We start from the raw sequence: 26,975 nt of genomic DNA, 5'->3' as shown, positions 1-26,975 counted from the left end.
CACCGACGACCGCATGACTGCACCACTGCAACCCGTTGCCTCCGTACTGCCCGTGTCCGTGCCCACGGGTCAGGCGGCTGCGCAGGCCGGCAATGTGGCAGCAGCCGCTGTCTCAGGCCTTCCCGCAGCGCAGCAACCGCCTGTCGCTCAAACTGCGCCTCCGGTGACCAGCATGGTGCAGTGGTCGCCGCAAACCTTGCAGAACCTCAAGCTCCAGGCCTTTGAGCATCTGATTGCGCAGCTGGCACTGCAGGTGCAAGCCCAACCCGGTGCGCCTGCGGCAAGCTGGCCCAGTCAGGGCCTGCCGGCGGCCGTGCAGCAGTTTGTGCAAAGCCTGCTCGCGCAGGTTCAGGTCAGCCTGCAGGGACAGGCCCAGCCCTTGCAGCTGCTGGCCGGCCAGCAGGGATCGGTTGCGCTGATGCAGGCCTTGGCGCAGGCCGCGGCGTCTGGCGCGCAGCCTCACAGCTCGGCTTTGCAGACGGCTGCGGCCCTGTCGCCCACGGCGGCCGTGGCGCTGGAGCAGGCACAGCAGGGCATGGCGGCAGCACCTGCAGGTGCTGCCGCACCGCGTCTGCCCCAGCTGCAGAACTGGCTGGTGCAGCAAGGCACGCTGGTCACGCCGCAGGGCGAGCGCAGCTTTTCCCTGACATTGCAGGTGCCCGCCGCCTGGGTGCAGGCTGTGGGTGCGCCAAGCATCCCGACAGCCCAAGGGCCGGGGACGGCCCTGCGCCTGCCCATCGCGGAGCCGGGTGTCTTGAGCAGCGGTCCTCTGGCTCTGGTGGTGCAGCCGCAGTCGTTGGTGGCGACCAGCACACTTGCTACCAGCGCATTGCTGTGGCTGGAGCTGCAGCCCGTCACGGCGAGTTCCGCTCAGGCGACGCCGGCACAGATGGCCGGTCTGCCTCTGACCATGCCTGCACCGGCGCTGGCGCAGGAAGTGCAGCAACTGCTGCAGAACAGGTCCGATCCCTGGCTGATGATGGCCGCGGCCCAGGCTGCCAATGCCCTGCCTGTGCCGCGCCGCAGCGGCGAGCACCGTTCGCATCTGTGCATGACCGAAGGCTGCCAGTACCAGGGCCTGGCACCCTGTGCCCAGCCGTTTTGCAGCGAGATGAATCGCATCTGGGCAGCCTCCGGCGTGGCGCGCAGCGGCTGAACCAAGCTGACGCAGGGCTGGACTCTGCGCGGGCCGCACTTTCATAATGCTTCTCGTTGCCTGCTTTTTGAGCAGGCTTCTCGGGTCGGAATTGGCAGCCAGGCTGCCAGCGATGTTCCGGCTGTCTTCAGTGCATCAGGCAGGGCCTGACTGCCTGTCATCACCTCATCTCACAGGTCTTCGACCTTCTCTGTCTTCTGCTGTGCCAAGAGCTGGCTGCGGGGGCAGTGACTTCACAATTCAAGGAGAACCACCGGCATGCGCTTGCGTACTGGCATTGCTTGTTCCACATGTTTCACTCTTTTGTCTGCCGTGCTGCCTGCGGCGGCCCAGTCGTCCAACGTCAGCATTGGCGGTCTGATCGACGGCGGCATCTATCGCGGCTTTGATGGCACGGCGCAGGCCGGCACGATTCAGCGCAGCAATCTTGCGATTGCCGGCTGGGAGGACCTGGGCGGTGGCCTCAAGGCCACCTTCCGCCTGAGCGCACGTTTCGATATCGATACCGGGCGCCTGGAGGATCAGGGCCGCAAGCCGTTCTGGCACGACGAGTCCACGGTGGGCTTGCAGGGCGGCTTTGGCCACTTGCGCCTGGGCCGCGCCCTGTCGGCCATGTGGTCGCAGGACTGGAAGTTCGACCCCTGGGCCAATTTCAACCGCATTTCCTCGCCCGCCTGGTATCAGTGGCACTACCTCACGCCTACCGACCGCTACAGCAACAACGGCACCGCCGAGTATGGGCGCATGGCCAATGGCATCTTCTACGACTCGCCCACGGTGGCCGGCTTCACCCTGCATCTGAGTGCCTCGCCGGAGCGCACCGAGGTACCGCTGACCTTGCGCCGCGAAGGGCGCGGTTATTCGGCTTCTCTCAACTACGACTCGGACAGCCTGAGCGGGATGCTGGCCTTCGAGCGCAACGGCAGCGGTGACAAGGACACTTTCGTGGCTGGCAAATACCGCTTTGGCGCAGCCGCCGTGATGGCCGCCTGGGACTATTCGCGCGTGGCACAGACGGCACTCTCGGCCAAGGCCGTGACGTTGGGCGCCACCTATCAGATGGGACAGACCACGCTGAAGGCCGGTTATGGACGCCAGCGCATGCAGGAGCAGACCAATCATTTCTACTCCCTGGGCGCCGACTACGCGCTGTCCAAGCGCACCACGCTCTATGCCAGCCTGGGGCGCAAGAGCTACGAGTACGGCGCGGACTCGGGAACTTCGTTCGGCGTGGGCATGGCTCACGCCTTCTAAGCCCAGGCCTCCAGCCCCACAGCCGCAGCCTTGCTGCGGCTTTTTTGCGCCCGGTGCGAATGTCCAACAAGAGTTGAGGGAATTAAATCCGCCAGTTTGGGGTGTTTGTGCGCCTTTGCACGGGCGGCACAGCACTGTTTCTGGCCCTGATTCAGGCCTTGTCCGGGTAAAAATCGCCAAAAACCGTGTTTTTTGCCGATATCTACGCTCTTCCTCGTTGAAATCCAAGGTCTGAATCTGGTGTATTCCATTTAATTGAGTGCACAAGAGCTCAATTTGGCAGAAGTTATGGCTGGCTGTTTCTAATGAGTGCTGAAAATCTGTTAAATGCATTGAAATGGCGCTCAAAAATAGCGCTTCTTGCTGCAACTCTTTGGCTGGCAACTATTTGCATGCTGGCTCTGTAAATCCTTGATTTTTTTGCCCAAAATGCGCGGCATTCCCCCGATTGAGGAGAGACCGCGATGTCCTATTCCGTGCCCGAGCAAGACAACCCAGTGCGCGCCGCCGACGCGCAGCAAGCCGCCGCCTGCGGCAGCCAGACCATGCACTGGCATGCGCCGGCCAAGCCCGCCGCGGCCTCCGAAGCGCAGCGCTGGCCCGTGGAGGCAGTGCAGTTCTTGCTGGACCTGCCTTTTCTGGACTTGTTGCACCGTGCTCAGAGCGTGCACCGTGAGAACTGGCCTGCAGGCGAGATCGAGCTGGCGACCCTGCTGTCCGTCAAGACCGGCGGCTGCCCCGAGAATTGCGGCTATTGCCCGCAGTCGGCCGAGTTCGATACGGGCGTGAAGGCCGAGAAGCTGATGAGCGTGGAGGAAGTCACTCGCGCCGCCAAGGCGGCCCAGGATGCCGGAGCCACCCGCTTTTGCATGGGCGCTGCCTGGCGCGCGCCCAAGGACCGCGACATCGAGAAGATGAACGAGCTGATCGGTGCCGTGAAGGGGCTGGGCATGCAGACCTGCGCCACGCTGGGCATGCTGCAGCCCCATCAGGCGGCATCGCTGCGCGATGCGGGTCTCGACTATTACAACCACAACCTCGACACCGCGCCCGAGTACTACAAGGATGTGGTCAGCACGCGCCAGTACCAGGACAGGCTGGACACGCTGGCTGCCGTGCGCGATGCGGGCATCAGCGTCTGCTGCGGCGGCATCATCGGCATGGGCGAGACCGAGGTCCACCGTGCCGGCCTGATTGCCCAGCTCGCGAACATGGAGCCCTATCCCGAGTCCGTGCCCATCAACAGCCTGGTGCCCGTGCCCGGCACGCCGCTGGCCGACAGCGAGCCGGTGGATCCGCTGGACTTTGTCCGTGTGATCGCCGTGGCGCGCATCACCATGCCCAAGGCCCGCGTGCGCCTGTCGGCGGGCCGCCAGCAACTGGGCGAGGCCGTGCAGACCCTGTGCTTCATGGCGGGAGCCAATTCCATCTTCTACGGCGACAAGCTGCTGGTGACCGGCAATCCCGATGTGGAGGCCGATACCACCTTGATGCGCAAGCTGGGCCTCAAGGGGCTGGGGGCATCGGCCGCAAGCTGATCCCTGAATCTTCCCCGGCCATCGCGCCGGGGCTTTCTCATTGCAAATTGCATGGCCCTGCTTCTGGTGCGGGCCAGGCCGCGCTGCGCCTGCGTTTTGACAAGGCGGGTGATTCGCCTCAGGAGTTTTTGATGGAACACAGTCTTGCCAGCCGCAGCGTGCGCCATGTCTGGCATCCCTGCACCCAGATGAAGCGGCACGAAGCCGCGCCGCCGATTGCCATTGACCACGCCACCGGGCCTTGGCTGGTGGACACCGAGGGCCGCCGTTATCTGGACGGCATCAGTTCCTGGTGGGTCAATCTGTTCGGTCACTCGCATCCGCATATCCGGGCGGCGCTGACCGAGCAGATGCGCAAGCTCGATCATGTGATGCTGGCCGGTTTCACCCACGCCCCCGTGGTCGAGCTGTCCGAGCGCCTGGCCGGCCTGACCGGCCTCGGTCATGCGTTCTACGGCAGTGACGGCGCTTCGGCCACCGAGATCGCACTGAAGATGAGCGCCCATTACTGGCGCAACCAGGGGCATCCTGCCAAGCACCGCTTCGTGGGCCTGGCCGGCGGCTACCACGGCGAGACGGTAGGCGCGCTGTCGGTCACCGATATTGCGCTGTTTCGCGATGCCTATGGCCCCCTGCTGCGTCTGTCGGCCACCGTGCCCAGCCCCGATGCACGCCAGGCCCGACCTGGCGAAACCGCTGCCGATGTGGCACGCCGCGCAGCAGAGGGTCTGGAGTCCTGGCTGCAGGCGCATCACCAGGAGACTGCTGCCCTGATTCTGGAGCCGCTGGTGCAGTGCGCCGCCGGCATGGCCATGCATGACGCCGAATACCTGCGTCTGGCCCGGGCGCTGTGCGACCGCTATTCAGTGCATCTGGTGGTGGACGAGATCGCCGTGGGCTTTGGCCGCACCGGCAGCCTGTTTGCCCACCAGCAGGCCGGCATCAGGCCGGACTTCATCTGCCTGTCCAAAGGGCTGACCGGCGGCACGCTGCCCTTGTCTGCCGTGCTGACCACCGACGCGGTCTATGCCGCTTTTTATGACGACGATGCCGCTCGCGGTTTTCTGCATTCGCATTCCTATACCGGCAACCCCCTGGCCTGCCGCGCTGCCGTGGCCACGCTGGAGCTGTTCGAGCAGCTGGACCAGCTGGCTGCCAATCGGCAACTGGCCCGGAAAATCAGTGCTGCATTCGCCGGGCTGAATGCTCACCCCCGCGTCAGCAACGCGCGCCAGCAGGGAATGATCTGGGCCTGGGACATCGATACCTCCCTGCCGGACTTTGCGCAGCGCTACCACCAGGCGGCGCTGGATCTGGGCCTGCTGCTGCGCCCCATAGGACGCACGCTGTACTGCATGCCGCCCTATGTGCTGAACGATACCGATATCGCCCATCTGGGTCAGGCGGCGCTGGCCGCATTGAATACCACCTTGCAGCAGGAAGCGGAGCTTGCCGCGCAGAAGGGAAAAGCATGATCGGCTGTTTCGTCACGGGCACCGATACCGGTGTGGGCAAGACCCTGGCCAGCTGCGCACTGCTGCACGCACTGGCAGGACACCATGCGCGCGTGGTGGGCATGAAGGCCGTGGCCGCAGGCGCCGAGCCCGACGGGCATGGGGGCTGGGTCAACGAAGACACGGTAGCCCTGCGTGCGGCCTCCACGCTGGCCGTGCCGGCAGCGCTGGACAACCCCGTGCTGCTGCCCGATCCCATGTCGCCGCATATCGCGGCCCGGCGCGCGGGCGTGGAGGTGAGGCTGGCGCCGATTCTCGACGCCTACCGGCAACTGGCGGCGCAGGCCGATGCCGTGGTGGTCGAGGGCGCGGGCGGCTGGCGCGTGCCGCTGTCCGAGACTCTGTGCATTGCCGATCTGGCCGTGGCGCTGCAGCTGCCGGTGGTGCTGGTGGTGGGGCTGAAGCTCGGCTGTCTGAACCACGCGGTGCTGACCGCAGAGGCGATTCGCGCCGCCGGCTTGCCGCTGGCGGGCTGGGTGGCAAGCCGTGTGGAGCCGCAGATGCTGGTGCCCGAGGAAAACATGGACTGGCTGCGCAACCAGCTGGGACGGCTTGGCGCGCCGCTGCTGGCCGATATTCCGTGGCAGGCCACTCCCGATCCTCGCCTGACCAGTTTCTCCTTGCCCAAGGAGTGGCAATGACAGCATCTTCCAATTTCTGGCTGCAGGATATTCCACAGCAGCTGGCAGCCCTGGACGCCGCCGCGCTGCGCCGCACCCGCCGTACCGTGGCGCCCCTGCAAGGCGCGCGCATTCTGGTCGACGGGCAGCCCATGCTGCAGTTCTGCAGCAACGACTATCTGGGGCTGGCACAGCACCCGGCCATGATTGAGGCGGCCTGCGCCGGTGCGCAGGATTTCGGTGTGGGCTCGGGCGGCTCTCCCATGGTCAACGGCCATAGCTCGGCCAATGCCGCGCTGGAGGAGGAACTGGCCCGCTTTGTGCAGCTGCCCCGTGCGCTTTACTTCTATGCCGGGTTTGCCACCAACGCCAGCATCATTCCGGCGCTGGTGGGGGCGGGCGATGCCATTTTCTCTGACGCTCTGAACCACGCCAGCCTGATCGACGGCTGTCGCCTGTCGCGTGGCCAGATCCACTGTTTCGAGCATGGCGATCTGGCTGCATTGGAGCAGCTGCTGGCTGCTTGCCCGGTGCAGCGCAAGCTGGTGGTGAGCGATGCCGTCTTCAGCATGGATGGCAATGTGGCAGATATCGAGGGGCTGCTGGCACTGTGCGAGCGCTACGACGCGTTGCTGCTGCTCGACGATGCCCACGGCTTCGGCGTGCTCGGCCCGCAAGGCCGTGGCAGCCTCGCGGCTGCGGGGCTGACGGGGGTCAAGGCCTCGCCGCGTGTGCTTTACATGGCCACGCTGAGCAAGGCGGCCGGTGTCTCGGGCGCCTTTGTGGCAGGTCATGAGTTGCTGATCGAGTGGCTGCTGCAGAAAACGCGCAGCTACACCTTTGCGACGGCCGCCCCTGCGATGCTGGCGCGTGCATTGCAAACCAGTCTGCAGCTGATTGAGGAGCAGAGCGCTTTGCGCGAGCAGCTGCAGGCTCGTATTGCCCAGCTGCGCGCGGGTCTGCAGCCCTTGTTGCAGGGCAAGGGCTGGCGGATTTTGCCATCGGACACGGCCGTGCAGGCACTGGTGGTGGGCGGCAACGACGCTGCGCTCGGCCTTATGGAGGGGCTGCGCCGCCATGGCCTGTGGGTGCCCGCGATTCGCCCTCCCACCGTGCCCGTGGGCACGGCTCGGCTGCGTATTGCCTTGTCGGCGCTGCATACCGAGGCCGATGTGAAGCAATTGCTGGCGGCGCTGCAGGAGCTTGCCGGCTGAGGCCTGGCCGTTTTGCGCTGGCGCGCCGGTCGCTGTCAGTGGCGTAGCGCCTGCAGCACCTGCGCCAGCTTCCTCGCGGCGACTTCCAGTTCATGCGGTGCGTGAGCGGCAAATCCCATGAGAAAACCCGTCTGTTGCGGGCTCGATGCATGCAGCTGCGTCAAGCCGAGCAGGTCTATGCCCGCTCTGCGCGCGCCATCCACGGCGGCGCGTTCAGCAATGCCGTGCAACAGGGTGCACGGCATCTGCATGCCTCCCGCCGGCACCCGTGGCTCGAGGAAGTCGCCCAGATGCTCGCGCACCAGCCGCGCCAGCACATCGCGTCGCTCGGCATAGACGGCGCGCATGGTACGCACATGCGCACCCAGGTGCCCGCCTTCGATGAACCGCGCCAGCGTCAATTGCGCAATCGCTGCGCTGTGTCCATCCAGCAAGGTTCGCGCCACCGTCATGGGGGCGACCAGCGAAGCCGGCAACACCATATAGCCTATGCGTAGCCCAGGGAACATCGATTTGGTGAAGGTGCCGACATAGATCGTGCGCTCGTGCTGATCCAGCCCCTGTACGCAGGCCATGGGCTTGCCGGCGTAGTGAAATTCGCTGTCGTAGTCATCTTCGATGATCCAGGCCTGCTCCTGCTGCGCCCAGGCTATGGCGGCCAGCCGGCGATCCAGGGCCAGCGTGGTGCCCGTAGGGAACTGGTGGGAGGGTGTCAGAAACACCGCCCTGGCAGCGGGTAGGGTCTGCAGTAAGTCCACCCGCATGCCGTCGCCGTCCAGCGGCACGGGTACACATTCCAGCCCCGCCGCATCGAAGGCTTTGCGTGCGCCGTGATACACAGGGTCTTCGATGAAGATGCGATCACCGGCGTCGAGCAGCACGTTGGCGCACAGGGTCAGAGCCTGTTGCGAACTGGTCAGCACCAGCACGCGCTCGGGCGTGGCGCGCGCGCCGCGCTCCAGGTTGACATAGGCGGCAATGGCCTGGCGCAAAGCCTCGGTGCCCTGCGGTGGACTGTGCAGCAGAGCCTGGGTGCCGTGCTCCTTGAGCACCTGCCGCTGCAGGCGCTCCCAGGTCTGAAGCGGGAAGTTGCGTGTCTCGGGCACACCGGGCGCAAAAGCGCGTGGCGCGAGGAAGTCACGCAGGCCACCGCCCGCGAACATGGCTGCGCCGCGTTGGCTCAAACGCAGGGCGGGAACGCGCGCCAAAGGACTTTGCATCAGGCCGCGCCCCGGAAGGCGTTGCACCTGCTCGGACACAAAGCTGCCGCTGCCCGTGCGTCGTTCGATAAAGCCTTCGGCATGCAACTGGCCATAGGCGGCCTCCACCGTATCGCGCGAGACACCCAAGGATTGGGCCAGGGCTCGCGATGCCGGCAGGCGCCGGCCCACGTCCAGCGCGCCATCGAGGATCAGCTGCCGTATGGCCCGTTGGATGCGGACATGCAGCGGCAAGGCGCCATGAGCGGGGTCGCCGATCCAGGCTTTGACGGATTCGAGTTGGGCGTGCTTGAACAAATGGTCTGTATTCCTACAAAAAAGTGGCCGGTGGTATCAGGCCATTTCGATTCTATAAATCTGCTACCCCATGGGGTCAATCACTTTTCCGGGAGCCCTTGCAAGACCATGTCAACCACCCACTCGCCTTCGTCTCTTCGCTGGAGCGATCTCACACATCCCGTCGTGGCAGGCCTGATCTCGGTCATCGTCAACTACGGCGGTACCTTCATCCTTGTGTTCCAGGCGGCCAAGGTGGCGGGCCTCGGCCCCGAGCTGACGGCCTCCTGGGTATGGTCGATCTCGATTGGCGTAGGGCTGACAGGTCTGCTGCTCAGTTGGGTGACGCGCGAGCCCATCATCACGGCCTGGTCCACACCTGCTGCGGCATTCCTGGTGACTGCCCTTGCGAGCACGCCCTATGCCGAAGCAGTGGGGGCCTACATGGTCTCCGCGCTGGCTTTCGTGGTGCTGGGGCTGTCGGGATATTTCGAGCGCGTCATCCGGCTTATTCCTGCCGGCATTGCGGCCGGACTGCTCGCGGGCATCCTGCTGCAATTCGGTATCAAGGCGCTTGGTGGCATGAGCGTCGATCCCATGCTGGCGGGCCTGCTGATCGCGACCTATGTGGTGCTCAAACGGATTTCGGCACGCTATGCCGTCGTCGGCATCCTGGTGCTGGGGCTGGTCTTTTTGCTGTCGCAGAATCGGGTCGATCTGTCCGGGCTGGAGTTGCAGCTTGCTGCCCCAGTGTTCACCAGGCCGGAATTCTCGCTCAATGCCCTGCTCAGCGTCGCGCTGCCGCTGTTTCTCATCACGCTGACGGGCCAGTACATGCCCGGCATGCTGGTGCTGCGCAACGATGGCTTCAAGACCAGCGCCAACCCCATCGTCACGATCACGGGTCTGGGCTCGCTGCTGATGGCTCCGTTTGGTTCGCATGCGTTCAACATCGCCGCGATCACGGCTGCAATCGCTACAGGCCGGGAGGCGCACGAAGATCCGTCCAGGCGCTGGATTGCCGGCGTTGCTGCAGGCGTGTGCTACATCCTGGTCGGCGTGTTCGGGGTGACGCTGGCGGCGGTCTTCATGGCCTTCCCCAACACCTTCATCACCACGCTGGCGGGCCTCGCCCTGCTGGGAACCATCGGCGCAAGCCTGGCCACGGCCCTGGCGGATGCCAAGGTGCGCGAGGCCGCGCTGATCACCTTCCTGGCTGCAGCCGCCAACATCACGCTGCTGGGCATTGGCGGCGCCTTCTGGGGACTGGTCATAGGGATGCTCGCCCATGCAGTCCTCAACGGCCGGATGCCGTGGAGCGCACAGCCGGGCGCGATAGCCGCCATGGAAAAAGGATGAGGTGATGCCCATGACTTCAGAAACCCCGACCCGTCACGATCAACATGGCCTGTACCCCGAGGCCGGCACGGTAGAGGACTTCCGCCGCAATCTCGCCATCGTGCAGGAGCGCATTGCAGCTGCCTGCCAGCGCGTGGGTCGTGATCCAGCCAGCGTACGGTTGCTGCCCGTCAGCAAGACCAAGCCGCAAACCAGCCTGCGTCTGGCCTATGCAGCGGGCTGCCGCCTGTTGGGCGAGAACAGGGTACAGGAAGCGTTTGGGAAATGGGAGTCCATGCAGGACCTGGCCGATCTGCGCTGGTCGGTCATCGGCCACCTGCAGACCAACAAGGCCAGGCTGGTGGCTCGCTTTGCCAGCGAGTTCCAGGCCTTGGACAGCCTGCGCGTGGCAGAGGCGCTGGACAGGCATCTGCAGGCCCAGGGGCGGTCGCTGGACGTGTTCGTGCAGGTCAATACCTCGGGCGAGGCCAGCAAATATGGCCTGAGTCCCGAGGCTGTTCCGGACTTCATCCAGCAACTGCCCGTGTTTTCCGCGTTGCGCGTGCGTGGTCTGATGACGCTGGCGCTGTTTTCCGCCGAGACCGAACGGGTGCGCCGGTGCTTCATCCTCCTGCGCGAGCTGCGCGATCGGTTGCGGAAAAGCGCACCCATCGGTATCGAACTGGATGCGCTGTCGATGGGGATGTCCGGCGATTTCGAGATCGCCATCGAGGAGGGCGCTACCGTGGTGCGCGTGGGGCAGGCCATCTTCGGCGCGCGTCCGTTACCCGATAGCTATTACTGGCCAACGCGCTCTGATCCGGATACGCCGGAGTCCGTTACCGATTGATATGGCATAGGCGCAATCGCAGGTGGCTTGTGCCCGCGCTGTGCGTTGCGGCCGTAGCAAGCCGGCCAATCTGCCGCCAAGTCCTGCGGGTGCTGCGCCATGCCCGGCAAGCGCAATGCGCGATTTTTGCCGCTGAGACCGGGCATTGGCCCGCTGCAGAGTTCAATTGAGCTGGTTGATGTCCGCCAGTTTTCTTTTACATCCCACCGGAGCATTGCATGCCACAAACCGACTCCCATCTGATGAGGGCATACGCCCGCCAACCTGTTTCTTTTGTGCGCGGTCGCGGTGCCAGCCTCTGGGACGAGCAGGGGGTGGAATACCTGGACGCCATCGCCGGCGTGGCTGTCACCAGCCTAGGCCATGCCCATCCGGAGATCGCCGCCGTCATGGCCGAGCAAGCCGCGACGCTGCTGCATACCTCCAACGTGTTCCGTATCGACTGGCAGGAGCAGCTTGGCGAGCGCTTGTGCGCGCTCGCCGACATGGAAAAGGTGTTCTTCTGCAATTCGGGTGCCGAGGCCAATGAGACGGCTCTCAAGCTCGCCCGCTTGCACGGGCATCGCAAGCAGGTGGCCGTGCCGCAAATTCTCGTGATGGAGAACGCTTTTCATGGCCGCACGCTGGCGACACTCGCCGCCACGGGCAACGCGGCCAAGCAACAGGGCTTCGAGCCGCAGATGCCCGGCTTTGTGCGCGTGCCCTATGACGACATCGATGCGGTGCGCCGTGCGGCCCAGGAAGTACCAGGTATCGTCGCCGTGCTGGTCGAGCCCGTACAGGGCGAAGGCGGCATCCGTGTCGCCAGTCCCGGCTACCTGCGCGCTCTGCGCGAGCTCTGCGACAGCCAGGGCTGGCTGCTGATGCTCGACGAGATCCAGACCGGCCTGGGCCGCACGGGGGCCTGGTTCGCGCACCGGCACGCCGGTATCACGCCCGATGTGATGACCCTCGCCAAAGCACTGGGCAACGGTGTTCCCATTGGCGCCTGTCTGGCGCGTGGCTCTGCCGCGAACCTGTTCTGTCCCGGCCAGCACGGCTCCACCTTCGGAGGCAATCCGCTGGCATGCCGTGTGGCCTGTGCCGTGCTCGACATCATGGAAAGAGACGGCATTGCGCAGCGGGCAGCACAGCTGGGCGAGCGCCTGCTGGCCGGGCTGCGGCGGGCTCTGGGAGGACACCCGGGTGTGCAGGCCATCCGAGGCCTGGGCCTGATGGCCGGGATCGAGTTGAACCGGAACTGCCAGGAGCTGGTCGGCCGCGCGCTGGCCGAACAGCGATTGCTGATTACCGTGACCCGTGAGCGCACGATCCGGCTGTTGCCGCCGCTGATCTGCGACGAGGCACAGATTGACGACATCGTTGCCAGAGTCGCCAGCCTGTGCCAGGACAGTGCACCAAGCCGTCACGCTGTTTAGCGGCCGGTGCGTGAGCGCTGTGGCCGAAGTCGTCGCTGGTCCGATGAGGTCGTTCCTGGCGCCGCATTCCGGACTCTGATGCGCGGTCCTGCCTGCCTACCTACCTACCTACCTACCTACCTGCCTGCCTGCCTGCATCGCGTCGCGTCGGGAGCAGGCCGGTCTACTTGCCCGCACCCTCCACCTGCTTGGGGACGCGGGGAGCCACGGCACACATCAGCTCGTAGCCCAGCGTGCCGGCAGCAGCGGCGACCTCGTCGATGGGCAGTACGGCGCCATTGCTGGCGCGACCCCAGAGCGTGACTTCGCTGCCCAGTCTGGCCTTGGGAACGGGGCTCAGGTCCACAGCCATCATGTCCATGCTGACGCGGCCCAGCGTGCGGGTGCGCACACCGTCCACCAGCACGGGCGTACCCGTGGGGCAGACGCGCGGATAGCCGTCCGCATAGCCGCAGGCCACCACGCCCAGGCGCAGCGGTCCGTCGCATTGAAAACGCGAGCCGTAGCCCACGGTGTCGCCGGCATGCAGCTCCTGCGTGCCGATGATTTTTGACGACAGCGTCATGGTCGGCTCAAGACCCCAGTGAGCCGCATCATGGGTGGGAAAGTCGGGCGAGCTGCCGTAGAGCACGATGCCGGGGCGCACCCAGTCGCAGCGCACATTGTTTTCATCACCATGCAGCAAGGTGGCAGCGCTGTTGCTGACGCTGCGCTCGCCGGGCAGGTCCAGCGTGGTTTCGTGAAAGACCCTGAGCTGGTGATCCAGGCCATGCTCCACATCGGCATCGCTGAAGTGGGTCATGAACGAGATCTCGTCGACCTGGGGCAGGGCGTTCAGCCGCGCATAAGCCGCACGAAAACGCTCGGGTGTAAAGCCCAGCCGGTTCATGCCGCTGTTCATCTTGAGGAAAACTCGGTGGCCGACCTGGGTCTTGTGGGCGGCCAGCCAGTCGATCTGCTCGTCGCAGTGCACGGCATGCCAGATACCGAGGCGCGAGCAGATTTCCAGGTCGCGCAGCTCGAACACGCCTTCGAGCAGCAGGATGGGGCCGCGCCAGCCCAGATTGCGCACGCGCTGGGCCTCATCGAGGTCCAGCATGGCAAAACCGTCCGTCGCTCGCAACCCTTCAAACACGTTCTCGATACCGTGGCCATAAGCGTTGGCTTTGATCACGGACCACAATTTGGCATCAGGGACGGCTTGCCGTACCCGCTCCAGATTGTGGCGAACGGCTTCAGGATGGATGGTGGCAGTAATGGGACGAGGCATGGTTTTTCTCAATCAGACCAGTGGGATTCTGGCACTGTCAGCCGGAGCCTGCGTGATATAACCGCCAGTCACTTGCCACGGGGTCTAATATTTCCTTGGCATCGGTCCGTCCGGTGCCAGTTACAGCTAATTCATGAAGCGCGGTTTCTACACCATCATGTCAGCGCAGTTTTTCAGCTCGCTGGCAGACAACGCCTTGTTTGTGACCGCTGTAGAGCTGTTGCGTGCCAATGGTGCCCCCGAGTGGCAACGTGCTGCCCTGGTGCCCATGTTCGCCCTGTTCTATGTGGTCCTGGCCCCCTTTGTCGGAGCCTTTGCGGACGCCTTGCCCAAGGGCAGGGTCATGTTCATCAGCAATGCCATCAAGGTGATGGGCTGTCTGATGATGCTCTTCGGCCATCATCCCTTGATCGCCTACGCCGTCATCGGGCTGGGCGCGGCCGCCTATTCGCCGGCCAAGTACGGCATCCTGACCGAGCTGCTGCCGGCCTCTCAACTGGTCAAGGCCAATGGCTGGATCGAGGGGCTGACCATCACCTCCATCATTCTGGGCGTGCTGGTGGGCGGCCAACTGGTGGGGCCGACCATTTCCCAGCATCTGTTGGGCTTTGACTTCCCGTATTTCAATACCGGCGTGGACACCCCTGCCGAGGCCGCGATTGCCCTGCTGATCCTGATCTACGTCATTGCGGCCTGGTTCAATCTGCATATTCCGCTGACGGGCGTGGCCATGCGCCCGCTGCGCGAAGACCCGAACAAGAGCCTGGTTGCCAATCTGCTGGGCCTGCTGCCCGACTTCTGGCAGTGCAGCAAGCGCCTGTGGGCCGACAAGCTGGGCCAGATTTCGCTGTCCACCACCACGCTGTTCTGGGGGGCTTCGGGCAATTTGCGCTATATCGTGCTGGCCTGGGGAGCTGCGGCCCTGGGTTACAGCACCACCCAGGCCTCGGCCCTGGTGGGGGTGGTGGCAATAGGTACGGCCGTCGGTGCGGTGCTGGCATCCATGCGCATGCGCCTGGACAACGCCACGCGTGTGATCCCCCTGGGCGTGCTCATGGGCCTGCTCGTGGTCTGCATGATCTTTATCGACAATCTCTGGGTGGCCGTGCCCTTCCTCATTCTGCTGGGCGGTTTGGGCGGTTTTCTGGTCGTTCCCATGAATGCGCTGCTGCAGCATCGCGGCCATAATCTCATGGGAGCGGGCCGCTCTATTGCGGTGCAGAACTTCAACGAGCAACTGGCTATTCTGGCCATGGGCGGCTTCTACAGCCTGTCCACCAAGATGGGGCTGACTGCCTTTGGTGCGATCACGGTATTCGGTCTGCTGGTTGCCGCTAGCATGGTGCTGATCGGCATCTGGCACTGGAATAATTGCAGAAGGCACCCGGCAGAGGTTGAAAAGCTGCTGGAAGTCGCCCGCCGCGACTGCCATTGAAGCTCTGCAGCTGGCGCCGACAAGCTGCATTCACTACACGATCAATAGCTTCTAACGCTTGCAGAGCAAACGTTAGAAGCCTTTTTTATGCATAGTCCACTGCCTGTATTTGCGCTGCTGCTCAATGCCCTGATCTGGGGCTTGTCATGGTGGCCGTTTCGTCTCATGCATGAGGCCGGACTGCATCCGCTGTGGGCCACGGCAGCGATGTATGCACTGGTGCTGGCCGGTCTGCTGATACTGCGCCCGGCCAGCCTCAGGCAGGCCTGGCAATACCCGGTGCTCCTGCTGCTGGCTGTCAGTTCGGGCCTGAACAATGTGGCTTTCAACTGGGCCGTGACCGTGGGCGACGTGGTGCGCGTCATCCTCTTGTTCTATCTCATGCCGGCCTGGGCGGTGCTGCTGGCCTGGAAGCTGCTGGGCGAAAAGCCCACGCCCATGGCGCTGCTGCGCCTGTTGCTGGCCTTTGGCGGTGTGGTGCTGGTGTTGCTGCCCGCCGATGCCTCGCTCTCCGGGTTGTTTGCCGGTCTCACCCTGGCCGATGCGCTGGCCGTGTTCGGCGGCTTCATGTTTGCGCTGACCAATGTGTTGCTGCGCCGCTTTCAAGGCATTCCGGCCCAGGCCCGCATGCTGGCCATGTTTGCCGGCTGCATGAGCATGGGCCTGCTGACCGCCTTGAGCGCCAGCAGCGCTGGCATGGTGCCGGGCTTTCCTGCTTTTGATGGCAGTTGGGCCTTTCTCGCACTTGGCTTGGCCGTGGTTTTGATGTTTGGCAACTGGGCTCTGCAATTTGGCGCAGCGCGTCTGCCCTCGGGCGTGACCTCGGTGGTCATGCTGTCGGAAGTGGTGTTTGCCAGCATCTCCTCGGTGCTCATCGCCCACGAGCAGCTCAGCGCACGCACGCTGGCCGGCGGTGCGCTCATTATGGGAGCAGCCTTGCTGGCCACCTTGGGCAGAGCCCTGAAAAAATAGCCCAAACCACATCAAGGACACCGAGGAAGGGCCTGGGCGGGCCGCGCCGCCCCGCACCGAAGGTGTCGTCCCCCTCCCGAAGAGAGAGGGGGAAGGCGGGGCCGCCCAGGCGCACAGCGCCTCAGGGGGTCACATCAGCTTCCCCGCCAGGATCAGGTATCCGGGTACCCAGCCCGTGAGCACGCCCTGGGCAATGCACAGCCAGCCCGTGGGGCGTTCAATGCTTTTCCTGAGGGCCAGCAGAGCAAAGAACAAGGCCCAGAGTACGGCCCAGGCGGCCCAGTTGACGCCCATCCACCAGTCCAGCCCCGAGCTGGCGCTGGTCAGCGTATCGAGGGCGACGGGAACAGCGGTGATCGCCACGAACAGGCTGAACCAGCCCAGACCTCGGCCGTCGGCACCGCTGAAGCGATTGAAAGCCACCCAGAGATAGGTGAAGGCGAACAGCAGGGTCAGAGCGCCGCTCTTGACCGATGCCGCGTCGGCCGCCGGGCCGAAGATGCTGGCCAGACCGATGCATAGCGACACCACCCCGGTGAAGATATTGATGACCCAGATTTCCTTGTCGGCAATCTTGCCCAGCATCCACAGGCCGTTGAGAAACAGCACCGCACCCACATAAAACAGCGACAAACCCAACCACATACACGCTCCTTGGCTGCAGGCCGGTGCAGCGCGGCGAGGATTGTGGGGCCGAGCGGGGCGGGGCGGAACCCTGGACGAACGCAAAAGAGTCTTGCGCCGTGGGTCGGGAATGGGCTCAGAAACCCTCGTCCCGACCGCCGCGCAGGCGGCGGTACAGCGTTCCGCGCGAGATGCCCAGGGCGCGCGCTGCCTGGGAGACATTGCCGCCATGCTGGTCCAGCGTCTCCCGGATCAGCTGCGCGCTGTGCTCGCGCAGCGTCGCTAGAGGCTGCGCCTCGGCGACGGGCGTTGCTTCGGTGGTTGCGGGGCAGGCCAGGTCTTCCGCGCTGCTGGTGTCCAGGTGCGAGCCAAGGCCGTTCGAGGTTTGCAGCTGCGCCTGTATCCAGACGCCCAGGCCGCTGGCCAGGCGCAGCGGCGCGGGGCCGGGCTGGCCGCTCAGTTGCAGCAGGCGCGATAGATCATGGCCCAGCAGTTCCTGCGCGCTGCACGCTGTATCCAAGGGCTGGCCGATGAGCTGGGCGGCGGTGCCGTTCATCCAGGCGACGCGGCCATCGGCAGCCACACCCATCAGCGCCTGCAGCGGCGTGTGCAGCAGGGCTGGCGTCACTTGAAAGCGCAGCACCAGATGCTCGTGCGACTGAGCCTGCAGCAAGGTGTTTTCGATGGTCGTGGCGTACATGCCGACCACGGGAGCGGCATCGAAGCTGAAATGCTGTTCCTCCACCATCAGATTGAGCACCCCGGCCAGGCGGCCGTGCACGTCGCGTATGGGTGCTGCTGCGCAGCGGAAGGCGTGCAGCTCGTCGAAATAGTGCTCGCCGTTGGTGACGGTGCAGGCCTGGCCGGTGGCGGCGACGATGCCCGGTGCGTTCGTGCCCATGGCCTGCTCGGACATGTTCAGGCCGACCCGCTCGTCACGGGGCCGCATGGATGCCGGGGAGACATGGAGCACGATGCCCTTGTCGTCCGTCAGCATCACGCGCGTGCCGGTGCCCGCTAACGCCTGCTCCAGGGTCGGCAGCTCGTGCTGCAATGCCTGCAGCAGGCCGCGGCAGCGCTCCTGCGTGGCATGCAGCCGGCTGGGGCTGACCGGAGCCAGAGCCAGCCGCCGTCCATTGCAGTGCTGGCGCTGGCTGCGTAGCCAGGACTGGATGACCGCCTCGCTGACCAGTCCCGAGGGGCGTATGCCGGCCTCGAAGAACTGGCGGCGAGCCTGCAAGGCCCGCTCTGCCCCGGTGCTCGAGAAGCACTGCTGTAGCGCGTCCATCGCGCGTGGCTCATCAACGTTCATGTCATGTCCAGGCTGTCCGCAGGAGCGGTCAATGTGTTCCGCAATGGAACAGTTCTAGCCTGGGGAAATCCCGATCATGAAGAAAAACAGGCGATACACCATGCTTTGCGGCATAGCAATCACAACAGGAGACCTCGATGAAACGGCTGATCGACAACTCTCATGGACGGCCCGGTCGCATGGCCTGGACGCTGGCCGCCTGCCTGGGCAGCGCAGCGGCCCTCGCGCAAGCCGACCCCGCGGCGCAGGCCGCGGCCGCCGTGCAGCGAGTCGATGGCGCTTTCATCCGCGCCAATGCCGCCAAGACGCCCGACTGGCCCACCATCGGCGTGGACTATGCCGAGACCCGCTACAGCCGCCTCGATCAGATCAATGCCGCCAACGTCAAGGACCTGGGCCTGGCCTGGTCGTACAACCTCGAATCCACGCGCGGCGTGGAGGCCACGCCTGTGGTCGTGGACGGCATCATGTACGTCAGTGCCTCGTGGAGCGTTGTGCACGCCATCGACACTCGTACCGGCAACAGGATCTGGACCTATGACCCGCAGGTCGACCGCAGCACCGGCTTCAAGGGGTGCTGCGACGTCGTCAACCGTGGCGTGGCACTGTGGAAGGGCAAGGTCTTTGTGGGTGCCTGGGATGGCCGCCTGATCGCGCTCGATGCCGCCACCGGCAAGGAGGTCTGGCAGAAAAATACCTTCGAGGGGCAAAAGGGGTCGCTGACCATCACGGGTGCGCCGCGCGTGTTCAAGGGCAAGGTCATCATCGGCAACGGCGGCGCCGAATATGGCGTGCGCGGCTACATCACGGCCTATGACGCCGAGACCGGCGAGCAGAAATGGCGCTGGTTCAGCGTGCCCGGCGATCCGTCCAAACCCTTTGAGGACGAATCCATGAAACGCGCCGCCAGGACCTGGGATCCCAGCGGCAAATGGTGGGAGGCCGGCGGCGGCGGCACCATGTGGGACAGCATGACCTTCGATGCCGAGCTCAACACCATGTACGTGGGCACGGGCAACGGCTCGCCCTGGTCGCACAAGGTGCGCAGCCCCAAGGGCGGCGACAACCTGTATCTGGCTTCCATCGTGGCTCTGGATCCCGACACCGGCAAATACAAGTGGCACTACCAGGAAACGCCGGGCGACAACTGGGACTACACCTCCACCCAGCCCATGATCCTGGCCGACATCAAGATCGCCGGCAAGCCGCGCAAGGTCATATTGCATGCGCCCAAGAACGGCTTCTTCTTCGTGCTCGACCGCACCAACGGCAAGTTCATTTCGGCCAAGAACTTCGTGCCTGTGAACTGGGCCAGCGGCTACGACAAGAACGGCAAGCCCATGAACATTGCCGCGGCACGCGACGGCAGCAAGCCCCATGACGCGGTTCCCGGCCCTTATGGCGCGCACAACTGGCACCCCATGTCCTTCAACCCCCAGACTGGCCTGGTGTATCTGCCTGCGCAGAACGTGCCCGTCAATCTGATGGACGACAAGAAGTGGGAGTTCAACCAGGCCGGACCGGGCAAGCCCCAGTCGGGAACGGGCTGGAACACGGCCAAGTTCTTCAATGCCGAGCCGCCCAAGAGCAAGCCTTTTGGCCGCCTGCTGGCCTGGGACCCGGTTGCGCAAAAGGCTGCCTGGAGCGTGGAGCATGTCTCGCCCTGGAACGGCGGCACGCTGACCACGGCAGGCAATGTGGTGTTCCAGGGCACGGCCGATGGCCGCCTTGTGGCCTATAACGCGACCAGTGGCGAAAAGCTGTGGGAAACGCCCACGGGCACCGGTGTGGTGGCCGCGCCCAGCACCTATATGGTGGACGGCAAGCAGTATGTCTCGGTGGCCGTGGGCTGGGGCGGTGTCTACGGCCTGGCTGCGCGCGCCACCGAGCGCCAGGGGCCGGGCACGGTCTATACCTTCGTCGTGGGCGGCAAGGCCAGGATGCCGGAATTCGTGGCCCAGCGCACAGGCCAGTTGCTGCAGGGCGTGAAATACGACCCCGCCAAGGTCGAGGCCGGCACCATGCTGTACGTGGCCAACTGCGTGTTCTGTCATGGCGTGCCTGGCGTGGACCGCGGTGGCAATATTCCCAACCTGGGCTATATGGACGCGAGCTATATCGAGAACCTGCCCAGCTTCGTCTTCAAGGGCCCGGCCATGGCGCGCGGCATGCCGGACTTCACGGGCAAGCTGTCGGGCGATGACGTGGAGTCCATCAAGGCCTTCATCCAGGGTACGGCGGACGCCATCCGGCCCAAGCCCTGAAGCCTGCACTTCACCACGCCGGTGCGCCCGAGCCACGCACCGGCGGGCCCAGATCGCAAACCTCTTCTTTTGACTCGATACCAAGGAAATAGCCTCATGCAAGACCATCTGCAGTTCTATATCGACGGCCAATGGGTGAATCCGGTCAGCCCGCGCAGCCTGGAGGTCATCAATCCCTCCAACGAGCAAGCCATTGCCCGCATCAGCATGGGCTCGGCCGCCGACGTGGACAAGGCCGTGGCCGCCGCGCGTCGCGCCTTCGAGAGCTACTCGCGCACCAGCCGCGAAGAGCGCCTGGCCCTGCTGGCCAAGGTGCTGGAGGTCTACCAGAGCCGCTACGGCGACTTTGTGCAGACCATCTCGCAGGAGATGGGGGCGCCGCTGTGGCTGTCCAAGGCAGCGCAGGCCGCCATGGGCGTGGCCCATCTGAGCTCCACCATCGAGGTCCTCAAGAACTTCGCCTTCGAGCATGTGCAGGGCAGCACGGCCGTCGTCCATGAGCCCGTGGGCGTGGTCGGCATGATCACGCCCTGGAACTGGCCCATCAACCAGATCATGTGCAAGGTCGCCCCGGCCCTGGCCGCCGGCTGCACCATGGTGCTCAAGCCCTCGGAGGTCGCCCCGCTCAATGCCCTGCTCGTGGCCGAGGTGCTGCACGAGGCGGGCGTGCCGGCCGGCGTCTTCAACCTCGTCAACGGCGACGGCCCCGGTGTGGGCGAGGCCATGTCCTCCCACCCCGGCATAGACATGATGACCTTCACGGGCTCCACGCGCGCGGGCATTGCCGTGGCCAAGGCCGCGGCCGACAGCGTCAAGCGTGTGGCCCAGGAACTGGGCGGCAAGTCTGCCAACATCGTGCTGGATGACGCCAACCTGCAGAAGGCCGTGACCCAGGGCGTGCAGGCGGTGCTGATGAATTCGGGCCAGAGCTGCAACGCACCCACGCGCATGTTCGTGCCGCGCGCCCTGCATGGGCAGGCCGTGGAGATCGCCCGTAGCGTCGCCGGCGCAGCGACCGTGGCCGATGCGCTGGCCGAGGGCATGCACATGGGCCCCGTGGTCAGCGAGGCGCAATGGGGCAAGATCCAGGCCCTGATCCGCAAGGGCATTGAAGAGGGGGCGACCCTGGTGGCGGGCGGCACAGGCCGCCCCGAAGGGCTGGTCCAGGGCTACTTTGTCAAACCCACGGTGTTTGCCGACGTGAGCAATGACATGAGCATTGCGCGCGAGGAAATCTTCGGTCCCGTGCTGGTGATGATTCCCTACGATGACGAGGAAGACGCCATCCGCATGGCCAACGACACGGTGTACGGCCTTTCGGGCTATGTGCAATCGGGCAGCCTGGAGCGTGCGCGCCGCGTGGCCGCGCGCCTGCGCACAGGCATGGTCCACCTCAACGGCGCGGGGCCTGACTTCAATGCGCCGTTCGGCGGCTACAAGCAGTCAGGCAATGGCCGTGAATGGGGCGAGCACGGTTTCCGCGATTTCCTCGAAACCAAGGCAGTCATGGGCTACGGCGCGGCCTGATCTATTCAAAATCAATAGCTGCTGGTGCCTGTCTGATGGGCGCCAGCAGCTATTTTTTACTGAATATTCTGCTGACGGCGACGCGCGCGTTCCAGCTGCTGTACGACCTGGCGCGGATTCATGCCGTACATCTCGGCGAACTCTTGCTCCGAAGTCTGGCCGCTGAGCTGGAAGGAGCGCAGCAGCGCCTCGTCCTTGGCGGCGCGGGCATCGGCCTCGGCCAGGGCATCTACTACCAGGGCGTTGGTCTTTTCGTCACGGCCCTGCACGCGCTCGGCGTATTCCTCGCGCGTGAGACCGGAGGCTTCGTAGGCGATGACGATGCGGTTGCGCAGCTTGGGCGTCAGGTCTTCCTGCGTGCGCTGCTGGCGGCGGCGGAAGACTTCGATCAGCGCGTGGTGAACATGCTCGGGCAGAGTGGCTTCCACGGGCTGACCGCTCAGGTCATGGCGCTGCTGACCGCTGGCCATGGCCGCCAGATAGCGACCGGAGCGGGTGTGCTGCTGCAGCGCGCTCTTGAGCGCGTCCTTGTCCAGCTCCGGGTGGGCGGCCAGCAGGTCTTCAAAAATGCCGCGCTTGAAGGGCAGCAACTGTTCGCCGAACAGGGCCGGGTGCCACTGTGCCAGCTGCTCCAGCAAGGGGTGTTGCGGACGTGCAGCCTGCGGGGCGGCTTTGGCTGCGGGAGCCGGGTTCTGGCGGCCACGGCCGCCTCGGCGCGAGCGTGAGCCGGGCTGCGAGTCCTGCACGCTGTGCTGCGACGCCGCTTGCGAGGCTTTCTGCTCTTGTGATTCAGACACGATTTCAGTCATGGCAAAGCCCGTGGGCCTGGGAAAACAAAACTCCCAATCATGCCAGCATTGCAAACTGCAGTGGCATGCGGGGGTGTCAGCCGGCGGCCAGGGCCTGATCCAGCAGCTCCACCCAATGCATGACCGGGACCTCGGTGCCGTTTTGCAGATGGACGATGCAGCCCATATTGGCCGAGAGAATCGCTGCGGGCTTTTCTGGGGCGAACGGCTCGTCCAGTGCGGCGATCTTGCGGTCACGCAGCTGGTGCGAGATTTCAGGCTGCAGCACCGAGTAGGTACCTGCAGAGCCGCAGCACAGATGGGATTCGGTGCGCGCCACGCGCAGATCGAACCCCAGCTCGCGCAGGCCCGCTTCCACGCCGCCGCGCAGCTTCTGCCCATGCTGCAGCGTGCAGGGCGGGTGGTAGGCCACGGGAGCCCGGGGCACCGTGATGCGGTCCTTGAGCTTGTCCACCAGCTCGGGCAGCATGTCGGGCAGCAGTTCGCTGAGGTCGCGGGTCAAGGCGCTGATGCGCGCGGCCTTGTCGGCGTATTGCGGCTCCAGCCGCAGCAGATGGCCGTACTCCTTGACGGTGACGCCACAGCCCGAGGCGTTCATCACGATCGCCTCGACCTCGCCGCGCTCCACCAGCGGCCACCATGCGTCGATATTGGCGCGCATCTGGGCCTTGCCGCCGTCCTGGTCGTTGAGGTGGAATTTCACCGCGCCGCAGCAGCCGGCCTTGTCGGCAATCACGGTCTGCACTCCTACGGCATCCAGCACGCGGGCCGTGGCGTAGTTGATGCGGGGCATCATGGCCGGCTGCACGCAGCCTGCCAGCAGCAGCACCTTGCGCGCATGTTCCCGTGAGGGCCAGGCTCCGGCCTCCTGGGCGGCCGGAATTTTTTCGCCTAATGACTCCGGCAACAGACCTTTGACGGCGCGGCCCAGCTTCAGCGCGGGGGCGAACAGCGGGGAATTCATGCCCTCCTTGAGCAGCCAGCGCTGCAGCTTCTCGCCCGTCGGGCGCTCGACCTGTTCATCGACGATCTTGCGGCCGATATCGACCAGATGGCCGTACTGCACGCCGCTGGGGCAGGTGGATTCGCAGTTGCGGCAGGTCAGGCAGCGGTCCAGGTGCAGTTGCGTGGCCCGCGTGGGTGTTTGCCCTTCCAGCACCTGCTTGATCAGATAGATGCGGCCGCGCGGGCCGTCCAGCTCGTCGCCCAGGGTCTGGTAGGTGGGGCAGGTGGCGGTGCAAAAGCCGCAATGCACGCATTTGCGCAAGATGGCTTCGGCTTCCTGGCCTTCTGGCGTGGCACGGTATTCGGGCGCGAGATTGGTTTGCATGGGGTGCTGTCCTTGTTCTTACCAATGCGCCGAGAGACGGCCCACATTGAGAATGCCGGCGGGGTCGAATGCCTGCTTGAGCCGGGCATGCAGCTGTGCCGATGTGCGGCCGGCCGGGCTGGCCTGCGCATGAACATCAAGATCGCTGTTGGCGCTTGTCTGATTGGCGTCCTCGGCTCTGAAAAGAGAAGCGGACCCGCCGGCTGCCTGCGCGAGTTGCTGCAAGGCTGCGGCGGCCGAACGCGGGGCCTGCACCCAGCGCTGAGCTCCATGCCAGTCGATGAACGGGCCTGCTGCACCTTGCGGCAATGGCAGCGGCGCCGTGGTCGCAGGAACGGACAGACGCCACAGGCAATGACCGGCAGCGCGCTGCTGGAACCAGGGCAGGCTCAGATCGCGGCTGGCGCTCCAGTCGGCGGCGACGGCGTCGCTGTCCAGCCGCTCGCCGCCCAGGCGCAGCGTGGCGGCCTGAACGGCGGCACGGGCGCCGCGCAGTCGCAGATACAGCGTGCCCTTTCCGTCTTCTTCCAGCCAGTTGCTGGCATTGAGCGGCAGAGGCTGGCCGCCCCAGTGATTGAGCCAGTCCAGAGCCTGCTCCTGGCTGCAGCTATCAAAGCGCAACGTGGCCTCGGCCGGAGCCACGGGCAGGACCTTGAGGCTGATCTCGGTGATCAGGCCCAGCGTGCCCCAGCTGCCCGTCATCAGGCGCGAGACGTCATAGCCGGCCACATTCTTCATGACCTGGCCGCCGTAGCGCAGCAACTCGCCCTGGCCGTTGATCATCTCCAGGCCCAGCACGAAGTCGCGTACTGCGCCAACGCTGGCACGAGACGGGCCCGACAGGCCTGCGGCGACCATGCCGCCCACGGTGCTGGCGGCGCCGAAGTGCGGCGGCTCGAAGGCCAGGCACTGGCCCTGGCTGGCCAATGTTGCCTCCAGCTCGGCCAGCGGCGTGCCGGCGCGAACGGTCACCACCAGCTCGCTGGGCTCGTAGCTGACGATACCGCTGAGCGCGCGCGTGGACAGCGGCTCGCCCTGCAGACGCAGGCCGTAGAAGTCCTTGCTGCCGCCGCCGCAGATGCGCAGCGGGGTTTTGTCACTGGCAGCGGCGCGAATGCGCTCGCCGAGCTGATTGATTTGGCTGGTGGCTGAATCCATGGCCTGCATGGTAGCCGGGGCGCCCCTTGGGCAGGAAGGCCTGGTCTTTGATTTTTTTGAAAAGCAGGCGTGAATAAAAAAGCCCCGCAGTTCGCACTGCGGGGCAACGTAATGAAACTGAACTTGCGAAGAGCCTGCCGCTTAACGGGTGTAGGCCACCTCACCGTGAGAAGTGATGTCCAGGCCCTGGCGTTCGGACTCTTCCGAGACACGCAGACCCACGGTCAGATCGGCAATCTTGTAGGCCAAGAAGGAGACCACGCCGGACCAGACGATGGTCACCAGCACGCTCTCGACCTGCACCCACAGCTGATGGGCCATGTTGTAGCCCTCGGGCTCGATACCGCCCAGGCCCTTGGCGCAGAACACGCCGGTCAGGATGGCACCCAGGATACCGCCGACGCCGTGGACGCCGAACACGTCGCAGACGTCGTCAACCTTGAGCAGGCGCTTGAGGCCGGACACGCCCCAGAAGCACAGAGGGCCGGCGATGATGCCCATGACGATGGAGCCCATGGGGCCGACAAAACCGGCGGCGGGGGTGATGGTCACCAGACCGGCCACGGCACCCGAGGCAGCGCCCAGCATGGAGGCCTTGCCGCGCAGCAGCGCTTCGGCCACGATCCAGGAGATGGCGGCAGCGCCGGTCGCGAGGATGGTGTTGATGAAGGCCAGGCCGGCAGCGCCATTGGCGGCACCGGCAGAGCCGGCGTTGAAGCCGAACCAGCCCACCCACAGCAGCGAAGCGCCCACCATGGTCAGCGTCAGGCTGTGAGGGGGCAGGGCTTCCTTGCCGAAGCCGATGCGCTTGCCCAGCATGTAGGCACCCACCAGACCGGCCACGGCGGCGTTGATGTGCACCACGGTGCCGCCCGCGAAGTCCAGCGCGCCGTCTGCACCCAGCAGACCGCCGCCCCACACCATGTGGGCCATGGGGATGTAGCTGAAGGTGAACCACAGCACGGAGAACACGATCACGGCCGCGAACTTGATGCGCTCGGCAAACGCTCCCACGATCAGCGCCACGGTGATGGCGGCGAAGGTGGACTGGAAGGCCACGAATACATATTCGGGGATGGTCTTGAGCATGGACGACAGCGTGTCAGGCGTGATGCCCATGAGGAACAGCTTGTCGAAGCCCGCGAAGAACTTGCCCTCGCCTCCAAAGGCCAGCGAGTAGCCGTAGATGGCCCACAGCACGGTGATCAGCGAAAAGATCACGAAGACCTGAGCCAGCACGGACAGCATGTTCTTGCTGCGCACCAGGCCGCCGTAGAACAGCGCCAGGCCGGGGATGACCATCAGGATCACCAGCATGGTCGAGGTCAGCATCCAGGCGGTGTCGCCGGCGCTCAGGGTGGGCACGGCCTCGGCTGCGGCTTCGGCCACAGGCGCTGCGGCGGCGGCAGCCGTTGCAGCTTCCTGGGCAAAGCCGGTGGCGCCGGCAGCCAGCAGGCCCAGTCCCAGGCCTGCGCTCAATAGTTTCTTGATCATGGCAATCTTTCTCAAAACGGTTCCAGAGAGACTGGGCCTTTACAGGGCCGCGTCGCCGGTTTCTCCTGTACGGATACGGATCGACTGCTCCAGCGCCTGCACAAAAATCTTGCCGTCGCCGATCTTGCCGGTACGGGCTGCGCCCTCGATGGCGTCGATGGCGGCATCGACCAGATCGTCGGCAATCGCGGCCTCGATCTTCAGCTTGGGCAGAAAGTCCACCACATACTCGGCACCGCGGTACAGCTCGGTGTGGCCCTTCTGACGGCCAAAGCCCTTGACTTCGGTCACGGTGATGCCTTGAACACCGATTTGGGAAAGAGCTTCACGCACTTCGTCGAGCTTGAAGGGTTTGATGATGGCGATCACCATTTTCATGACG

Annotated in this window: 22 protein-coding genes; 13 read left to right on the top strand and 9 right to left on the bottom strand. The window is 65.0% G+C overall.

What is annotated here, in order from left to right; genetic code table 11:
* The first annotated feature begins 13 nt into the window (after positions 1-13).
* The 6 genes from ACWGXF_RS05025 to bioF all read left to right on the top strand — a co-directional run bounded on the left by ACWGXF_RS05025 (position 14) and on the right by bioF (position 7,296).
* Positions 14-1,156: a hypothetical protein gene (locus ACWGXF_RS05025; RefSeq protein WP_039049392.1), complete on the top strand. Its 1,143-nt coding sequence runs from the start codon at positions 14-16 to the stop codon at positions 1,154-1,156.
* Between the two features lie 258 nt (positions 1,157-1,414).
* Positions 1,415-2,410: a porin gene (locus ACWGXF_RS05020; protein ID WP_039049393.1), complete on the top strand. Its 996-nt coding sequence runs from the start codon at positions 1,415-1,417 to the stop codon at positions 2,408-2,410.
* A 545-nt stretch (positions 2,411-2,955) separates the two neighbouring features.
* Complete coding sequence (gene bioB / locus ACWGXF_RS05015) at positions 2,956-3,948, top strand: biotin synthase BioB (RefSeq protein WP_256631296.1); 993 nt, start codon at positions 2,956-2,958, stop codon at positions 3,946-3,948.
* A 131-nt stretch (positions 3,949-4,079) separates the two neighbouring features.
* Entirely contained in the window at positions 4,080-5,423 is a 1,344-nt protein-coding gene (gene bioA / locus ACWGXF_RS05010) for an adenosylmethionine--8-amino-7-oxononanoate transaminase (protein WP_041744404.1), read from the top strand.
* Entirely contained in the window at positions 5,420-6,103 is a 684-nt protein-coding gene (gene bioD / locus ACWGXF_RS05005) for a dethiobiotin synthase (RefSeq protein ID WP_012836673.1), read from the top strand. Before bioA ends, bioD begins: the two co-directional genes overlap by 4 nt.
* Positions 6,100-7,296 carry an 8-amino-7-oxononanoate synthase gene (bioF, locus tag ACWGXF_RS05000; RefSeq protein WP_452101730.1) on the top strand — a complete coding sequence of 399 codons (1,197 nt, stop codon included), beginning with the start codon at positions 6,100-6,102 and terminating at the stop codon, positions 7,294-7,296. Before bioD ends, bioF begins: the two co-directional genes overlap by 4 nt.
* Before the next feature lie 35 nt (positions 7,297-7,331).
* On the opposite strand, the gene pdxR is transcribed toward bioF, so the two are convergent.
* On the bottom strand, positions 7,332-8,813 hold the full coding sequence (gene pdxR / locus ACWGXF_RS04995) for a MocR-like pyridoxine biosynthesis transcription factor PdxR (protein WP_452101729.1): 1,482 nt from the start codon (positions 8,811-8,813) through the stop codon (positions 7,332-7,334).
* Between the two features lie 108 nt (positions 8,814-8,921).
* On the opposite strand from pdxR, the gene ACWGXF_RS04990 reads away from it, so the two are divergent.
* The 3 genes from ACWGXF_RS04990 (at position 8,922) to ACWGXF_RS04980 (ending at position 12,398) form a co-directional block, all read left to right on the top strand.
* Entirely contained in the window at positions 8,922-10,151 is a 1,230-nt protein-coding gene (locus ACWGXF_RS04990; RefSeq protein WP_452101728.1) for a benzoate/H(+) symporter BenE family transporter, read from the top strand.
* A 4-nt stretch (positions 10,152-10,155) separates the two neighbouring features.
* On the top strand, positions 10,156-10,980 hold the full coding sequence (locus ACWGXF_RS04985) for a YggS family pyridoxal phosphate-dependent enzyme (protein WP_452101727.1): 825 nt from the start codon (positions 10,156-10,158) through the stop codon (positions 10,978-10,980).
* A 218-nt stretch (positions 10,981-11,198) separates the two neighbouring features.
* Positions 11,199-12,398 (top strand): acetylornithine/succinylornithine family transaminase, encoded by a 1,200-nt coding sequence (locus tag ACWGXF_RS04980; protein ID WP_452101726.1) that lies wholly within the window; start codon positions 11,199-11,201, stop codon positions 12,396-12,398.
* A gap of 163 nt (positions 12,399-12,561) precedes the next feature.
* Here the strand turns inward: ACWGXF_RS04980 and alr are convergent, their stop codons facing one another.
* Positions 12,562-13,668, bottom strand: a complete 1,107-nt coding sequence (alr, locus tag ACWGXF_RS04975; RefSeq protein WP_003070517.1) for an alanine racemase — start codon at positions 13,666-13,668, stop codon at positions 12,562-12,564.
* Positions 13,669-13,801: 133 nt separating this feature from the next.
* On the opposite strand from alr, the gene lplT reads away from it, so the two are divergent.
* Positions 13,802-15,103, top strand: a complete 1,302-nt coding sequence (gene lplT / locus ACWGXF_RS04970; RefSeq protein ID WP_452101725.1) for a lysophospholipid transporter LplT — start codon at positions 13,802-13,804, stop codon at positions 15,101-15,103.
* A gap of 87 nt (positions 15,104-15,190) precedes the next feature.
* A complete protein-coding gene (locus ACWGXF_RS04965; RefSeq protein WP_452101724.1) occupies positions 15,191-16,075 on the top strand; it encodes a DMT family transporter in 885 nt (294 codons plus the stop codon).
* A gap of 129 nt (positions 16,076-16,204) precedes the next feature.
* Here the strand turns inward: ACWGXF_RS04965 and ACWGXF_RS04960 are convergent, their stop codons facing one another.
* Positions 16,205-16,720 carry an AmiS/UreI family transporter gene (locus tag ACWGXF_RS04960; protein WP_003070509.1) on the bottom strand — a complete coding sequence of 172 codons (516 nt, stop codon included), beginning with the start codon at positions 16,718-16,720 and terminating at the stop codon, positions 16,205-16,207.
* 115 nt (positions 16,721-16,835) lie between these two features.
* On the bottom strand, positions 16,836-17,987 hold the full coding sequence (locus ACWGXF_RS04955) for a helix-turn-helix domain-containing protein (protein WP_452101756.1): 1,152 nt from the start codon (positions 17,985-17,987) through the stop codon (positions 16,836-16,838).
* A 161-nt stretch (positions 17,988-18,148) separates the two neighbouring features.
* On the opposite strand from ACWGXF_RS04955, the gene ACWGXF_RS04950 reads away from it, so the two are divergent.
* Both ACWGXF_RS04950 and ACWGXF_RS04945 read left to right on the top strand, forming a co-directional pair.
* Positions 18,149-20,275: a PQQ-dependent dehydrogenase, methanol/ethanol family gene (locus ACWGXF_RS04950; RefSeq protein ID WP_039049405.1), complete on the top strand. Its 2,127-nt coding sequence runs from the start codon at positions 18,149-18,151 to the stop codon at positions 20,273-20,275.
* Positions 20,276-20,371: 96 nt separating this feature from the next.
* Complete coding sequence (locus ACWGXF_RS04945) at positions 20,372-21,802, top strand: aldehyde dehydrogenase family protein (RefSeq protein ID WP_003070504.1); 1,431 nt, start codon at positions 20,372-20,374, stop codon at positions 21,800-21,802.
* Positions 21,803-21,858: 56 nt separating this feature from the next.
* Here ACWGXF_RS04945 and ACWGXF_RS04940 read toward each other — a convergent pair whose 3' ends face one another.
* The 5 genes from ACWGXF_RS04940 to glnK all read right to left on the bottom strand — a co-directional run bounded on the left by ACWGXF_RS04940 (position 21,859) and on the right by glnK (position 26,971).
* Positions 21,859-22,611, bottom strand: coding sequence for a ProQ/FinO family protein (locus tag ACWGXF_RS04940; protein WP_003070502.1), 753 nt, complete (start codon positions 22,609-22,611; stop codon positions 21,859-21,861).
* A gap of 76 nt (positions 22,612-22,687) precedes the next feature.
* Positions 22,688-23,941, bottom strand: a complete 1,254-nt coding sequence (glcF, locus tag ACWGXF_RS04935) for a glycolate oxidase subunit GlcF (RefSeq protein ID WP_012836685.1) — start codon at positions 23,939-23,941, stop codon at positions 22,688-22,690.
* Between the two features lie 18 nt (positions 23,942-23,959).
* Positions 23,960-25,108 carry a glycolate oxidase subunit GlcE gene (gene glcE, locus ACWGXF_RS04930; RefSeq protein WP_452101723.1) on the bottom strand — a complete coding sequence of 383 codons (1,149 nt, stop codon included), beginning with the start codon at positions 25,106-25,108 and terminating at the stop codon, positions 23,960-23,962.
* Between the two features lie 132 nt (positions 25,109-25,240).
* A complete protein-coding gene (locus tag ACWGXF_RS04925; RefSeq protein WP_034351424.1) occupies positions 25,241-26,593 on the bottom strand; it encodes an ammonium transporter in 1,353 nt (450 codons plus the stop codon).
* Positions 26,594-26,632: 39 nt separating this feature from the next.
* Positions 26,633-26,971 (bottom strand): P-II family nitrogen regulator, encoded by a 339-nt coding sequence (glnK, locus tag ACWGXF_RS04920; protein ID WP_003059648.1) that lies wholly within the window; start codon positions 26,969-26,971, stop codon positions 26,633-26,635.
* Positions 26,972-26,975 lie beyond the last annotated feature (4 nt).

The organism is Comamonas sp. HJ-2 (assembly GCF_053615495.1).
This window is presented reverse-complemented; position numbering and strand designations above follow the sequence as displayed.